This is a genomic window from Phnomibacter sp., from assembly GCF_036803085.1.
Classification (GTDB): domain Bacteria; phylum Bacteroidota; class Bacteroidia; order Chitinophagales; family Chitinophagaceae; genus Phnomibacter.
In genome coordinates this window covers 126,741-141,662 of the sequence record NZ_DAIRUZ010000005.1, presented here as the reverse complement: position 1 = coordinate 141,662, position 14,922 = coordinate 126,741, and the positions used below count along the sequence as shown (strand labels likewise).

The window sequence follows — 14,922 nt, the reverse complement described above, 5'->3', positions numbered from 1 at the left end:
GTGGGTTGCTGTTATAATTGCAGGCCGCAAGTTGCATATTTGCAGCGCAATTCATTTGGGTATACAGAAAAATGTAAAAAAATTAGCAATGAAACTCACTTACTACGGTCATTCATGCTTTTTGGTTGAAACAGCAGGCAAAAAACTGTTGTTCGATCCGTTTATCCGGTACAACGAGCTGGCGGCTTCGGTAAATGTAGCCTCTATCAAGGCCGACTACATTTTGCTGTCGCATGCCCATCAAGACCATGTGGCCGATGCCGTAGAAATAGCCAAGGCCAACAATGCCACCGTCATTTGTGCCTATGAACTGATGGGTTGGCTCAACCAACAGGGTCATGACAATGTTCACCCTATGAACACCGGCGGCCAGCGTCAGTTTGATTTCGGAACTGTAAAATGTGTGGTGGCGCACCACAGCAGTAGCCTGCCCGATGGCAGCTATGGTGGCAATCCCATGGGTTTTGTCATCAACAGCACCGAAGGAGATTTTTATTACAGCGGCGATACGGCCCTCACCATGGACATGCAGTTGATACCCCTATGGGGAAAAATCAAATTTGCCGTGCTTCCCATCGGCGATAATTTCACCATGGGTGCCGGTGATGCAGCCATTGCTGCGGAGTGGGTAAAAACCACGCAGGTGGTAGGGGTGCATTATGATACCTTTGGCTACATTGTGGTAGACAAAGCGGCAGCCACACAGGCTTTCGCCAGCAAAAACATCACACTCACCCTGCCAGCAATTGGCGAAACAATTGAACTTTAATATCAACAGCAATAAGCAAGGAAGAGGCGGATTACAATGGCAAGAACGATTGGTATAGCAAATCAGAAAGGCGGTGTTGGTAAAACCACCACGGCCATCAACCTGGCGGCCAGCCTGGCCGTATTGGAATACAGAACATTGTTGGTGGATGCCGACCCACAGGCCAACAGCACCACGGGTGTAGGCTTCGATTTGCAAAACATCAACCTGAGCCTGTATGACTGTCTGGTGAACAATGTGCCCGCAGCCGACGTGGTGCTCAAAACAGACATTCCCAATCTCGACCTCATTCCATCACACATCGATCTGGTGGGTGCCGAAATAGAAATGATCAACCACCCCAACCGCGAAAATGTGCTAAAGCAATTGCTGCAGCCCTTGCAGGAAAAATATGACCTCATCGTTATCGACTGCTCCCCTTCGCTGGGCCTTATCACTGTAAATGCATTGGTGGCTGCCGATTCAGTGGCCATCCCCGTTCAAACAGAATTTTTTGCCCTCGAAGGTTTGGGCAAGCTCCTCAATACCATTAAGATTGTACAAAACCGCCTCAATCCGCAGTTGGAAATTGAAGGCATTTTGATGACCATGTACGATGGCCGCCTACGCCTGTGCAACCAAGTGGTCAGCGAAGTTCGCCGTCACTTTGAGTCACTCGTTTTCGAAACCATCATTCACCGCAACACCCGCTTGAGCGAAGCCCCCAGCGTAGGCAAGCCGGTGATTTTGTACGATGCCGAAAGCAAAGGCGCCAACAATTACCTCAATCTGGCCAAGGAAGTGTTGCAGAAAAACAACATGACCAAAATTTCGGAAGAAGACCGCTACATTCTGTAGTCTTTTACCCGGATATTTTATAGCGGCACAAACCCTTTGTGGCCGTACTTTTGCCGTCCCCCAAGAGTATACAACATGAGTAAGACAGATCAGAAAGCCATGATTGGCAAAGGCCTGCGCAGCCTGCTGAGCAATATCGATTCCGACCTGAAAACCAAAGACGGCCATCTGAAGGAAGAAGTGGTGCAAAAGTCCACTGGCATTACTCGTATACCCCTGGCAGATATTGAGGTAAACCCCAAGCAGCCCCGCCGCGATTTTGATGAGCAGGCCTTGCAGGAGTTGGCGGCCAGCATCAAAATTCATGATATCATACAGCCGCTGACTGTAGCTAAAATGGCCGGTCCGGGCAATAAATACCGCCTCATTGCCGGCGAACGTCGTTTCAGGGCGTCAAAAATTGCGGGCCTGACTGATGTGCCCGTGTACGTTCGTGAAGGCAACGACAAGCAACTGCTCGAACTATCGCTGTTAGAAAACCTGCAGCGGGAAGACCTGAACGCCATCGAAATAGCCCTGAGCTACAAGCGACTGATGGATGAGCTGCATTACACGCAGGAAGAAGTGGCCGAACGCATGGGTAAAGAACGGAGCACCGTGGCCAACTATGTTCGCCTGCTGAAACTCCCACCCGATTTGCAAGTGGCGGTACGTACCAGCGTCATTAGCATGGGTCACGCCAGAGCCTTGGTAAATGTGGATGAAGTAGACAAGCAGTTGTTCATTTTTAAAGAAGTGGCCGCCAAAGGTTTGTCTGTAAGGCAAACAGAAGAATTAGTACGCAACATTTACAAAAACGCCAAGCCGGCTGTTAAAGCTGCTGCAAAAAACAATCTGCCTCCGGCGTACAAAAGATTGGAAGATAACTTAGCCTCTCATTTCGGAACCAAAGTGATGATGAAGCATGCCAAATCTGGTGTTGGAGCCATTACCATCGAATATTATTCGCTTCAGGAGCTCAATAAAATCCTCGACCTTGTTGGCGTTAAGGTTCAATAAACACTTTGGAGTGATGCTCCTGTTGCTTTTTTGTGCATTTGGCACAAGAGCTCAGCAAAAAAAACTACCGGTAAAAGTATCGGCAGATAGCCTGCAACCTGCACCTGCTGTCATTGCGCCTCCGGTTATCGATTCTGCAAAACTGGCCGATTCGCTACGCAAAAAACAAATCAGAAGCGTTACACGCCGTGCGGCCATTCTTCCTGGTTGGGGTCAAATTTCAAACCGCCAGGCTTGGAAACTGCCTTTTGTGTATGCCGCAATTGGTATACCTGCTTATCTTTTTTTCGACAACAGAAATCAGTACAAATCATTGCGGGAAGCGTACATCCTGAAAACTGATAACGACCCAACCAACGACCAGTTGATTCCCGAAAATTTCAAGGCATTATCCGCCAACTCCCTCAAATTTTACCGCGACCAGTTTCGTAGAAACGTAGACTACAGTGTGGTTGCATTTATTGCAGCATGGGGCCTCAACGTGGTAGATGCCACGGTATTTGCCAACCTGAGAGGTTTTGATGTAAGTGATGACTTGAGCCTGAAGATTGCGCCGCAATACAATCCGTTACTTCGTTCGGCTGGTGTGCAGTTGGTGATAAAACCCAAACACCAAACACCGAAAATCAGCCACATAATTACAAGATAAAAACACAATTCGTATGAAGGTAGCACTCATCGGTTATGGCAAAATGGGCAAAACCATTGAGCAAATTTTGAAAGAAAGAGAGCATGAAGTAGTGCTTATCATCGATAAAGAAAATGCAGCAGACCTCACCAATGCCAACCTGCAAAAAGCGGATGTAGCGATAGAATTTTCCAATCCGGAAAGTGCGGTTCAAAACATGATGGCTTGCTTTGAAGCTGGCACGCCGGTAGTGTGTGGGTCCACTGGCTGGCTGGCCCGCAAGCAAGAAGTGGAAGCTGCTTGCACAAGTAGTAACGGTGGGTTGATTTATGCCAGCAATTTTAGCCTGGGCGTCAATCTCTTTTTTGAACTCAACCGCTACTTGGCCAAGCTCATGCATCCGCATACATCATACGATGTTAGTCTTACTGAAATTCATCATACCGCCAAGTTGGACGCACCCAGTGGCACCGCTATTTCTTTGGCAGAGCAGGTACTGGAAACCTATACCGAAAAAAAGGGATGGGTAAACAATACTGACAGCAATCCGGAAGCGTTGGCTATAGAAAGCCTGCGCATCGATCCTGCACCCGGTACGCACACCATTACTTACCGCTCTGCGGTGGATGATATTGCCATCACACACACCGCACACAACCGGCAGGGCTTTGCTTTGGGCGCAGTTTTGGCAGCGGAGTTTTTGGCTGGCAAAAAAGGGATATACAATATGCGACAGGTTTTGGGCTTATAGCCCCCTATCCTGCCCGCTTGTAAGCTGTATTTTCGATGGCAAAAAAGAACCGGCAAGGTTTTCAGTACACACAAAGCAGCCTATCCCATTAAGTTTTCAGCTATTGTGCATAGTTTCATTACACATGCCCCCTTGGTAATCCGGCGTTAAGCTGGCAAAATCCTATTTTTGTCTGCCTTTGTGTAGAAGCTACACAAAGCAAACATTTATCACAAGCGATCGAAATAGTTATGAATAAAAAAGTTACAAAAATCGGGGTGCTTACTTCCGGTGGCGATAGCCCGGGAATGAACGCCGCTATACGGGCAGTTGTTCGTACCGGTTTGCATTATGGTCTTGAAGTATTTGGTATTCACCGTGGCTACGCCGGCATGCTGGAAGATGATATCGAACCCATGAATAGCCGCAGTGTGGCTAATATCATTCAGCGGGGCGGCACCATTTTAAAAACGGCCCGTTGTAAAGAATTTATGACGCCCGAAGGCCGCAAAATTGCTTACGACAATTTGCGTAAGCATGGCATAGACGGACTAGTGATTATAGGCGGCGATGGTAGTTTCCGCGGTGCACAAATTTTCAGCAACGAATTTGATATTCCTTGCATTGGCATACCCGGCACCATTGATAAAGACATGGCCGGTACTGATTTTACCATTGGTTTTGATACAGCTGTAAACACCGCCGTTCGTGCCATTGATAAAATTCGTGATACAGCAGATGCTCACGACCGGTTGTTTATAGTAGAAGTTATGGGCCGCGATGCCGGCTATATTGCTTTGCACAGCGGCATTGCCACAGGTGCAGAGCACATTCTCATACCAGAAACAAAAACAAACCTCGAAGAAATTATTGCCGGACTTACAGAAAAAGAAAAGCGGCGTAAACTCGTAAACCTGATTGTGGTGGCTGAAGGCGACGACACAGGTGGCGGCGATGAAGTAGGCAGACTGGTAAAAGAACGCCTGCCAAACGCCGATGTCCGGGTATGTATTTTGGGGCATATTCAAAGGGGCGGCTCTCCTACCTGCCTCGACCGTTTGATAGCCAGCCGCATGGGCTATCACGCAGTGGAAAGCCTTATGGAAGGCCGCAACAATGTAATGGTTGGTATTGTAAACAATAGGATGCATTATCTTCCGCTCGACAATGCCGTGAAAGCAAAAGAACGTTTTAATAAAGAGTGGTTGAGGATTACAAAAATTCTTGCCAGCTAATCAACCCATCACATCCGATTTAAACCATCAGTGCTAATAAATTCCAACGAATCAAATGAGCAGACACAGTGAGAAATATGCCTATACCGGCAAAGACAAACAAATAGGTATTGAGCATAGCACAAAGCGAACAAAAATTGTAGCCACCGTAGGCCCGGCTTCTAACAGTTACGAAACCATGCTACGCCTTGCACAAGCTGGCGTAAATGTTTTCAGGCTCAACTTTTCGCATGGCAGCCACGAAGACAAAAAAGAAATCATCGACAATATTCGCCGCATCAACAGTGAACAACCTTTCGAAATTGCCATCCTCGGCGATTTGCAAGGACCAAAGCTGCGTGTAGGTGAAATTGAAAACAATGCGTTACCGATTAAACCAGGCGATGTACTCACATTTACCAACGAAAAATGCGTAGGTACAATGGAGAAGATTTATGTGAGCTACCCCAACCTTGCTGGCGATGTAAGCATCGGCAACAAAATCATGATTGATGATGGTAAGCTTGAAGTAATTGTAAAAGGCATTGAACGCAATGGCGATGTAAAAGTGGAAGTAACCATTGGTGGCGTACTCTCCAGCAAAAAAGGCATCAACCTACCCGATACCAAAATTTCTTTGCCTGCACTTACAGATAAAGATTTGGCTGACCTAGAATTTATTATTGAGCAACAACTAGATTGGGTGGCGCTTTCGTTTGTACGCAGTGTAAAAGACCTGGTGATTTTACGCAGCAAACTCGACGAGAAAAAAAGCAAGACCAAAATCATTGCCAAAATTGAAAAGCCAGAAGCCATCACCAATATCCGTGACATCATTTTAGAAAGTGATGCTATCATGATTGCCCGTGGCGATTTGGGTGTAGAAATGCCGGTGGAAAAAGTTCCAATGATCCAGAAGGATCTCATCAGAAAGTGTATGCACAGAGCTAAGCCCGTTATTGTGGCTACACAAATGATGGAAAGCATGATAGACCGTGTAAAACCAAACCGTAGCGAGATTACCGACGTAGCAAACGCTGTATTAGAAGGCGCCGATGCGGTAATGCTGAGCGGCGAAACTGCTACCGGCGAACATCCTGTGCTGGTGGTAGAAACCATGACCAAGATTATCAAAGAAATTGAAGCAACGGCATATCAGTACGACCGTGAGGAAATGATGAAACCGCAGCCGCATTCACCATCTTTTTTGAGTGATGCCATTTGCTACAACGCTTGTAAAATGGCCTTGGATGTAAATGCCGATGCTCTCTTGGGAATGACCCAAAGTGGCTACACAGCATTTATGCTAAGTAGCTATCGCCCAAAGGCGCAGCTGTTTATTTTCACAAAAGAAAAAAGCTTGGTTCCACAACTCAGCCTGAGCTGGGGTGTACGGGCTTTTTACTATGCTGAAGAAGAAAGTCTTGATGATATCATCAACGATCAGATAGATATCTTAAAACAACGTGGCTATATCAAAAATGGAGATGTAGTGATTAATACCGGCAGTACACCGGTAGACCTGCACCTGCCAACCAACGTAATTAAAGTAACCAGAGTAAGCTAAAGGACATGTATAACAATAACAGAGGCAACAGGGGCGGCGGCAGTGGATATGGCCGTGATAATAACAGAGGTGGCGGCGGTGGCCGTGGTGGATATGGAAATCGTGGAGGTGGCGGCGGATTTAGAAGAGGCCCCCAGCATGATAATGGTCCACGTCGCAATCCGCTCCCCGAAGGATTTGCGCTTTTCTACATGGCCATCATTTGCCCGGAAGACATAAACAACCAACTGAGAGACTACAAAGAGCATATGTTTCAACGCTATGGTTGTAAGGCAGCTGGCAAATCGCCTGCACATATTACCATTGTGCCCCCATTTAGAGCAGAAGAAGACCTGATGCCAAACCTGCTCGATTTTGTAACCACATTCAACATTGGTATTGCGCCATTCAACATCGACCTTACAGGGTATGGTAACTTTGGTGACCGTGTGTTGTTTGTAGACGTAGCACCTAACCAATCTTTGCTGCAGTTGGAACAAGAATGTATGCAGGAGTTTGCAGAAAAATTTCCTTCCATCATTTTTGGCATGAAGCCTCCCTTCAATCCACATGTAACTATTGCAACCCGTGATATTCCGGAAGGAAAACTGCAGGAAGCAAAAGATTATTTTGAAGCCAATCATCCATTTGCCCAACAGTTTGAAGCCAAAGAATTACGGCTGGTAAAACTGGACCACGGCAACTGGAATGTTGTATAACGAACGTCAGAAAACCGGACTTGTTCCGGTTTTTTTTATGCACCGGCGGCAGGTATTAAATCCAGCTTTATCTTAACCACGATATGAGAAAACACTACATGATACTGTTGCTGCTGTGCCTTGCAGCTAACGCTTGGGCCCAGCCTTTTATGGCTGACTCTGCCTTTATTGCCAACAACTATGTGAAGCAGGAAAAGATGATTCCCATGCGGGATGGCATTCGCCTGTTCACTGCTATTTACATTCCCAAAGATTCGGCAGAGCAGCACCCTATTTTGCTTACCCGCACACCGTATAGTTGCGCCCCTTATGGCGTAGATAAGTTTCGGGCCATCTGGAACACCAACCACGGCTTGTATGCCATGAAAAAATACATTCTTGTTTTTCAGGATGTGCGTGGCCGCTTCATGAGCGAAGGCCAGTTTGAAGATGTACGACCATTTAACCCCAATAAAAAGGGAGAAGAAACTGATGAAGCCAGCGATACCTACGATGCCATAGACTGGCTGGTAAAATACTTGCCGGGCAACAATGGCAAAGTGGGTGTTTTCGGCATTTCTTACCCGGGCTTTTACAGCACCATGGCTGCAGCTAGTCATCACCCTGCCTTGAAAGCCGTTTCTCCGCAGGCACCGGTAACCGATTGGTTTATGGGCGACGATTTTCATCACAACGGAGCCTTTATGCTCATGGATGGTTTCGAATTTTACAAAGGCTTTGGTGTACCTCGCCCCCAACCCACCACCCGCTACAATCCAGGCTACCAGCGTACCGAAAGAAACGCTTACAAATTTTACCTCGAAACCGGTCCACTACCAGCATTCAACAACCGCTATTTGGGCGACAGCATAGCCTTTTGGAATACACTGATGAAACAGCCGGTGTACAACGAATTTTGGCAGGCACGAGATGCACGAAAGGCTGTCAATAATTTGCAGCCTGCCATACTGGTTGTAGGCGGCACTTACGATGCCGAAGACTGCTTTGGTGCCTGGAATTTGTACAAGGCGATAGAAACTGCCAACCCCGGGCATTACAACAAAATAACCATGGGGCCGTGGTTTCATGGTGCATGGGGGGGGCGTAGCAACGGCAGCTATCTTGGTGCGGCAAAGTTTGGTAGCAATACCGCGTATTGGTATCAGCAAAATGTGGAGCTGCCTTTCTTTGAACACTTCCTCAACAACAAACCTGCTACTGATATTGCAGAGGCCACTGTTTTCTTTAGCGGTAGCAATGAATGGAAACATTACAATGAATGGCCGGTAAAGCAAATGAAAGAGCAACCGCTTTTCTTTTTACCTGGCGGCAAATTGTCGTTTAAACGCCCGACAGCACTGAAACCCACAGAGAAGCCTGAAGGCAGAAAAGCATACACGAGCTATGTAAGTGATCCAGCCAATCCGGTGCCCCATGAAGGTTCTACCGTAATTGAAAGTAGAACCCGTGAGTATATGACCAGCGACCAACGCTTTGCCAGTGCCCGCAAAGACGTACTCACTTTTAAAACTGAGGTACTCAAAGAAAGCCTGACGCTTGGTGGGCCTGTATACGCCGATCTGATGGTGAGCACAGATGCTACCGATATCGATTTGGTTGTCAAAATCATTGATGAGTTTCCCAACAATGTAAGTAAAGCTACCACAGGCGCCGATACTGTTTACAAAGGATTGGATGATATGAACGGCTACCAAATGCTTGTACGGGGAGAAATTATGCGAGGCAAGTTTCGCAACAGTTTTGAAGAACCCGAGCCATTTGTGCCTAACAAAATTACCAGGGTGAAATTTTATCTGCCAGATGTGGCGCATGTTTTCCAAAAAGGCCATCGGTTGGTTATTCAGGTGCAAAGCAGCTGGTTCCCGTTGGTTGACCGCAATCCGCAAACCTTTACCAATATTTACGAGGCCAAGCCGGAAGATTTTAAGAAAGCAACCATTCAACTGTACCATACAGAAGGTGTAGCAAGCCGCATATTGTTGCCTGTTATTTCCAATGAATAATTTGAATAAGTAACCTAAAACAAAATGGCGACCGCAAATGCAGTCGCCATTTTGTTTATGTGGTTTGTCTGTAAAAGAAACTATCCTTTTGCTTCGGCAGCGGCAGCTTCCATTTCAGCCATTTCGCTTTCATCTAAACCGCCACATTTCCACCAGATAGCACTCCACACATGGTCGAGGGCCACTTCTTCTACCCCTTCGTATCCGGTGCAGGTAAGGCATCCCCAGGCCCCTTCTCTGTTGAGGTCACTCACAATTTTAGAAGTGGTTTTGGGATAGGCTACCCACAGTTTGCCTCCTTCTCTTAAGGCAGGCATCACGTCTTTCAGAATGTTCCTCAGTTGGTTTTCATTTACTGCAAATACCAGTGCCCAGTCAATCTTTCTTGACTTCAACAATGGGGTTACATTTTTGGCAAATGAAAGCTTGGCAAATTGCTTTTCAATAGAGGAAGGAAGTCCCTGAATTAGCAGGTTTTTCTCATCTGTCAAACGAAGTTTCTCTACAATGCTTGGCTGCGACATGTCTCTTCAAAACTGTTTGATAAAGAATAAAGGTTAAAGTACCGAGGGTGCAAAGGTAAAAAAAATATCTAATACTTAGCCTAAGCTTGCTACATAATTTCGAAAGAATACGTATTATCCGGCCAAAATTCCGGGTACTTGTATAAAAACAGCTTACTTCCGTTTAGCTTGCTCGTACAGCTTTTTAGCTTCGGGCATTTGCTTTTGCAATGCTGCTATTCTCGTTTCTTCTGCAGGGTGAGTACTGGCAAATTCCGGAGGCTTATTGCCTGCACTCAATGCACCCATCCGCTGCCAGAGTGGTATTGCTTCCTCAGGATTGTAGCCTGCCATGGCAGCAAATTGCAAACCAAGTGCATCGGCCTCAAGCTCTTGCTTGCGACTGAAAGGCAAAATTACCCCCAGCGTAGAAGCAGCACCAAAAGCCGTCATAAACGCAGCCTGTGTTTGCTGAGGCTTACCGGCCATCATCCCCTGCAATCCCAGAGAAACCAGCTCAGTACCCAATTGCTGATGAATACGCTGCTTTCCATGCTCTGCCAACGCATGTGCTACCTCGTGGCCCATTACCACTGCCAATGCATCATCGTTTTTTGTTACGGGCAGCAAGCCGGTGTAAACAGCAATTTTTCCACCCGGCATACACCAGGCATTTACTTCTTTACTGTCTATCAAATTGTACTCCCATTTGTAGGTAGCCATTTCTGCCTGCATCCCTTTTGCATTGTAGTATTGAGTTACGGCTGCAGCAATACGTTTACCAATATCTGTTACTTTTCTGGCGTCTGCCGTTGCAGTGAGCACTTTGCTTTTAGAAAGTACCTCTTTGTATTGTGTGTCTGACAGAGACATCATTTGCTCCGAAGAAATGATGTTCAATTGTTTTTTACCAGTCACTTTATTGGTGGTACAAGCATATACCAAAATCAACCCTCCAATTAAGGGCATCCATATTTGTTTCATGTGGTAGTTTTTAATTCAGGTTGAAAATTCGTGCCTGAAATTGTTGCTGAATTACTAATAATAATTCGGCCAATGCAGAAACTTATTTGAAAAAGTTTGCCTTATGCTTCTTCTCTGCGGCTTTTTCGTCTGTCGCGATAGGTAAAAATGCGGGCTTTACTTTCATTGCCATTGAGCAAACGACCAATGTTTTTTTGGTGAGTTACAATCACCAGCAAAGCCACGGCAATAGCAAAAATGCGGTACAGTAATTCTGGCTCGTTGAACACTACGAGGATAAGCACCGGCAATGCCAGACTTGCCAAAATAGAACTCAGCGAAACAAAACGGGTGAGATACAATACCAGTAAAAACACCAGTACCACTGCAATTGCAACCAACGGTTGAATGGCAATGACCATGCCGAATACCGTAGCCACGCCTTTGCCGCCTTTGAAGCCAGCCCAAATAGGAAAAATATGACCGAGTACAGCTGCCAAACCAAGGCCAATCATGAAATTGGTACGGTCGAGCTGGTTGGTAAGGTAATAAGGAAGTAATAAGTAAAGGAATGATGCCAGCACACCTTTGAGAATATCAACCACCATTACAAACGAGCCCCAGGAAGTACCCAGCACACGAAATGTATTGGTAGCTCCGGCGTTGCCGCTTCCATAATCACGAATATCAATGCCGAAGAAAAATTTACTTACCCAAACGGCTGTAGGGATGGAGCCTATCATGTAGGCTACCACAATCAACAAAAATTCCTGCATTCTAACTAACTGCTTTCTGTTTTATAATACGCTCCCGGGTGTGGCGGTGTGGTTTCTTCTTACAGAAAAGTCAAAGCTAACACTATGGCTAAAATAGGGAATTCAACATTAACAATCAAACACCTGTGTCAGCAAAGCGCATCGAAATCCAGCCATCCTTGTGTAAAGTATGCTGCCATTGCAGACCCATGGCCTCTACTGCAGTTCTTACATCGGCTTCATCTGTTGTAAGCAACCCGCTGAGTAACCAGGTGCCCCCCTTCTCAGTGATGGCTTTCATGGCCGCCAAATGCGCCATAATTACGTGCTTGTTGATGTTGGCCAACACAATGGGATAAGTTTTTCCTCCCGGAACCTGATCGGCCAGTTGCAGTTCAATGCCAGCCACAGCATTTACCGCTACATTCTCAATCGCATTGTCGATGCTCCAGCTATCGTTATCGATAGCAAAAACATGCGTGGCGCCCAGCTTGGCAGCCAAAATGGCCAAAACACCCGTGCCAGTACCAAAGTCAAATACAGTTTTGCCCGAAAAATCCAAAGTCGACATTTCCTTGACCATCAACCAGGTGGTAGCATGGTGGCCGGTGCCAAAGCTCATTTTCGGAGTGATGATGAGCTCATGAAGAACCGTTGTTACAGGCGCATGAAAAGAAGCACGGACGGCTGCAAAATCTTCAATCAACACTGGCTCAAAAGATGACTCCCACAGCGCATTCCAGTTTTGCTGGGCCACCTCGGCCACGGTAAATGTTAATCCCTGATTTTTTAACAGCAACTCGATTGCTGCTGCGTCGGTTTCCTCTTTTTTGCCAGAGGCGGTCAACTGGGTCTCTCCTTCTTCAAAGCCTTCGATACCCAGCAGCGAAAGTTCTGCTATCAACAAATCAGCTGCATCAGTGCCGGGCTCAATCTGAATCTGGTATTGCAGGTAAATGAGTGGTTCTTGCATATTGGTAAAGCAAAAGGCTGTTCCCATTGTTGGGGTTGCCAACTTTGGAAACAGCCTATAGTTAAATCATTGAATTATTGTTGATCGGCGGGGCCTTGTTCTGGGCGGTTTTGACCTTCAGGCTTGGGCAGCATCACCTTGCGGCTCAGCTTAAACTTGCCTGTTTTAGGATCTGTACCGGTGAGTTTTACTTTGACCATATCGCCTTCGCGGAGGATGCCTTCGAGTGTTTCAAGGCGCTTCCAGCTTACTTCACTGATGTGCAGCAAACCTTGCTTGCCAGGCAGGAATTCTACGAATGCTCCGTAAGGCATGATGCTCTTCACTGTGGCTTCGTACACATCGCCAACTGTTGGTACAGCCACAATGCCTTTCACCCAACGCTCGGCACGGTCAACACCTTCTTTGTTGGTACCAAAGATGCTTACCTCACCCATATTGTTCTTCTCTTCGATGGTGATAGTGGTACCGGTTTCTTTCTGAATTTCCTGTACTACTTTACCCTGTGGTCCAATCACTGCGCCAATGAATTCTTTCTCAATGAACATCTTCACCATGCGTGGAGAATGAGGCTTCACTTCTTCACGGGCTGCAGGAATTGCAGCGTACATAGCATCCAGAATGTGCATACGGCCGTCACGGGCTTGTGCCAGTGCTTCACGCATTACATCCATGCTCAGGCCATCAATTTTGATGTCCATCTGCACACCACAAATACCATCACGGGTACCGGTTACTTTAAAGTCCATGTCACCCAGATGATCTTCGTCGCCGAGGATATCTGTGAGGATGGCGTACTTACCATCTTTCCGGGTAATGAGGCCCATAGCCACACCACTTACGTGCTTGGCAAAAGGTACACCAGCATCCATCAGCGCCAAAGAACCGGCACAAACAGTAGCCATTGAGCTCGAACCATTCGATTCAAGAATATCACTCACCACACGAACGGTGTAAGGATATTCGTTGCCGGGCATTATTTGCTTCAGGCTGCGCATAGCCAGGTTGCCATGGCCTACTTCACGACGGCCAGGACCACGCATGGGCTTGGTTTCGCCGGTGCTGAATGGCGGGAAGTTATAGTGCAAAATGAATTTTACATAGTCGCTGGTAGCAGCTGTTTCAATCAACAGCTCATCATTTGGCGTACCGAGTGTAACAGTGGTCAGCGATTGAGTTTCACCACGGGTAAACAGGGCGCAACCATGTGGTGAAGGCAGTACATCTACCATCATATCCAAAGGACGAACAGTGGTGAGGTTACGGCCATCGAGACGAATGCGGTCATCGAGCATCATATCACGAACAACATAATACTGCAGTTCGCCGAGGTAGTGGCCTACCAGCGGTTGGTCTTCTTCGGGCAATTCGCCGAGGGCTTCTTTTACCTCATCAAAAAGTTTGCTGAAAGCTTCACTGCGTTCATGCTTGGCAGAGGCGCTTTTAGCGATCTCATACATTTTGGCACGGCCGAGTTCAGCAATCTTGTTTTCGAGTGCTTCATTGCGGTAAGGCTTGGTGTACTCCCGTTTGCCGGTTACACCAACCTGCGTACGTAGGTCTTCCTGAGCAGTAATTTGCTTGCGGATAGCTTCGTGAGCCAGTTCCAACGCTTTTACCAAATCTTCTTCCTGGCACTCTTTGGCTTCACCTTCTACCATCATCATGTTTTTGGCTGTAGCCGCAATGATGAAGTCCATATCGCAAGACTGCAACTGGGTACGGGTGGGGTTAATCAGGTATTCGCCATTCTGACGGCCAATGCGTACTTCAGAAATTACTTCCTGAACGGGCACATCACTTACGGCCAAAGCAGCAGATGCCGCCAGGCAAGCCAGGGCATCGGGCATTACTTCGGGGTCGCTAGACAAAAGGGTAACCAGCACCTGAACGTCGCAGAAGTAATCTTCGGGGAAAAGCGGACGCAGGGCACGGTCTATCAAACGGCTGATGAGTACTTCGTAGTCGCTCAGCTTGCCTTCACGCTTAAAAAATGAACCGGGGATACGACCGGCAGAAGCGAATTTCTCCTGATAGTCTACAGTCAATGGGAAGAAAGACTGCCCGGGGCGGGGTTCTTTGCTGGCGCAAACGGTGGCCAGCAGGTAGCAATTGCCGCACTGCAACAGGGCAGCGCCATCGGCCTGGCGGGCAAGCCGGCCTGTGCTGATAGTAATGGGCTTACAATTGGGGCCCATGTCTATCACAACGGAATGTGGTTGTGTCAACATAAATAAGAATTTGCGAAAACCTTGATTTTAGATTCGGTATGATGCAACAAAA

The 14,922-nt window shown here is 47.0% G+C and carries 14 protein-coding genes; 9 read left to right on the top strand and 5 right to left on the bottom strand.

The features are described from left to right. Window positions 1-88 precede the first annotated feature (88 nt). From V7Q13_RS11625 to V7Q13_RS11585, 9 genes are all read left to right on the top strand, one after another. Window positions 89-769 carry a metal-dependent hydrolase gene (locus tag V7Q13_RS11625; RefSeq protein ID WP_333800851.1) on the top strand — a complete coding sequence of 227 codons (681 nt, stop codon included), beginning with the start codon at window positions 89-91 and terminating at the stop codon, window positions 767-769. A gap of 36 nt (window positions 770-805) precedes the next feature. Further along, window positions 806-1,606: a ParA family protein gene (locus V7Q13_RS11620; protein WP_157478145.1), complete on the top strand. Its 801-nt coding sequence runs from the start codon at window positions 806-808 to the stop codon at window positions 1,604-1,606. A gap of 75 nt (window positions 1,607-1,681) precedes the next feature. Beyond that, a complete protein-coding gene (locus V7Q13_RS11615; RefSeq protein ID WP_333800850.1) occupies window positions 1,682-2,605 on the top strand; it encodes a ParB/RepB/Spo0J family partition protein in 924 nt (307 codons plus the stop codon). A gap of 13 nt (window positions 2,606-2,618) precedes the next feature. Next, entirely contained in the window at window positions 2,619-3,254 is a 636-nt protein-coding gene (locus V7Q13_RS11610; protein ID WP_333800849.1) for a DUF5683 domain-containing protein, read from the top strand. A 13-nt stretch (window positions 3,255-3,267) separates the two neighbouring features. Next, window positions 3,268-3,984 carry a 4-hydroxy-tetrahydrodipicolinate reductase gene (gene dapB / locus V7Q13_RS11605; protein WP_333800848.1) on the top strand — a complete coding sequence of 239 codons (717 nt, stop codon included), beginning with the start codon at window positions 3,268-3,270 and terminating at the stop codon, window positions 3,982-3,984. 230 nt (window positions 3,985-4,214) lie between these two features. Then, window positions 4,215-5,198 carry a 6-phosphofructokinase gene (gene pfkA / locus V7Q13_RS11600; protein WP_333800847.1) on the top strand — a complete coding sequence of 328 codons (984 nt, stop codon included), beginning with the start codon at window positions 4,215-4,217 and terminating at the stop codon, window positions 5,196-5,198. Window positions 5,199-5,253: 55 nt separating this feature from the next. Further along, window positions 5,254-6,744, top strand: a complete 1,491-nt coding sequence (gene pyk / locus V7Q13_RS11595) for a pyruvate kinase (protein ID WP_333800846.1) — start codon at window positions 5,254-5,256, stop codon at window positions 6,742-6,744. A gap of 5 nt (window positions 6,745-6,749) precedes the next feature. Further along, window positions 6,750-7,442: a 2'-5' RNA ligase family protein gene (locus tag V7Q13_RS11590; protein ID WP_333800845.1), complete on the top strand. Its 693-nt coding sequence runs from the start codon at window positions 6,750-6,752 to the stop codon at window positions 7,440-7,442. An 83-nt stretch (window positions 7,443-7,525) separates the two neighbouring features. After that, entirely contained in the window at window positions 7,526-9,445 is a 1,920-nt protein-coding gene (locus tag V7Q13_RS11585) for a CocE/NonD family hydrolase (protein WP_333800844.1), read from the top strand. A gap of 80 nt (window positions 9,446-9,525) precedes the next feature. On the opposite strand, the gene V7Q13_RS11580 is transcribed toward V7Q13_RS11585, so the two are convergent. The 5 genes from V7Q13_RS11580 to V7Q13_RS11560 form a co-directional block, all read right to left on the bottom strand. Continuing rightward, window positions 9,526-9,969: a hypothetical protein gene (locus V7Q13_RS11580; protein ID WP_333800843.1), complete on the bottom strand. Its 444-nt coding sequence runs from the start codon at window positions 9,967-9,969 to the stop codon at window positions 9,526-9,528. 153 nt (window positions 9,970-10,122) lie between these two features. Next, a complete protein-coding gene (locus V7Q13_RS11575; protein ID WP_333800842.1) occupies window positions 10,123-10,932 on the bottom strand; it encodes a M48 family metallopeptidase in 810 nt (269 codons plus the stop codon). Window positions 10,933-11,033: 101 nt separating this feature from the next. Continuing rightward, window positions 11,034-11,687, bottom strand: coding sequence for a glycerol-3-phosphate 1-O-acyltransferase PlsY (plsY, locus tag V7Q13_RS11570; protein WP_333800841.1), 654 nt, complete (start codon window positions 11,685-11,687; stop codon window positions 11,034-11,036). A 115-nt stretch (window positions 11,688-11,802) separates the two neighbouring features. Continuing rightward, window positions 11,803-12,639: a 50S ribosomal protein L11 methyltransferase gene (gene prmA / locus V7Q13_RS11565; RefSeq protein ID WP_333800840.1), complete on the bottom strand. Its 837-nt coding sequence runs from the start codon at window positions 12,637-12,639 to the stop codon at window positions 11,803-11,805. Between the two features lie 74 nt (window positions 12,640-12,713). Further along, window positions 12,714-14,870, bottom strand: a complete 2,157-nt coding sequence (locus tag V7Q13_RS11560; protein WP_333800839.1) for a polyribonucleotide nucleotidyltransferase — start codon at window positions 14,868-14,870, stop codon at window positions 12,714-12,716. Window positions 14,871-14,922 lie beyond the last annotated feature (52 nt).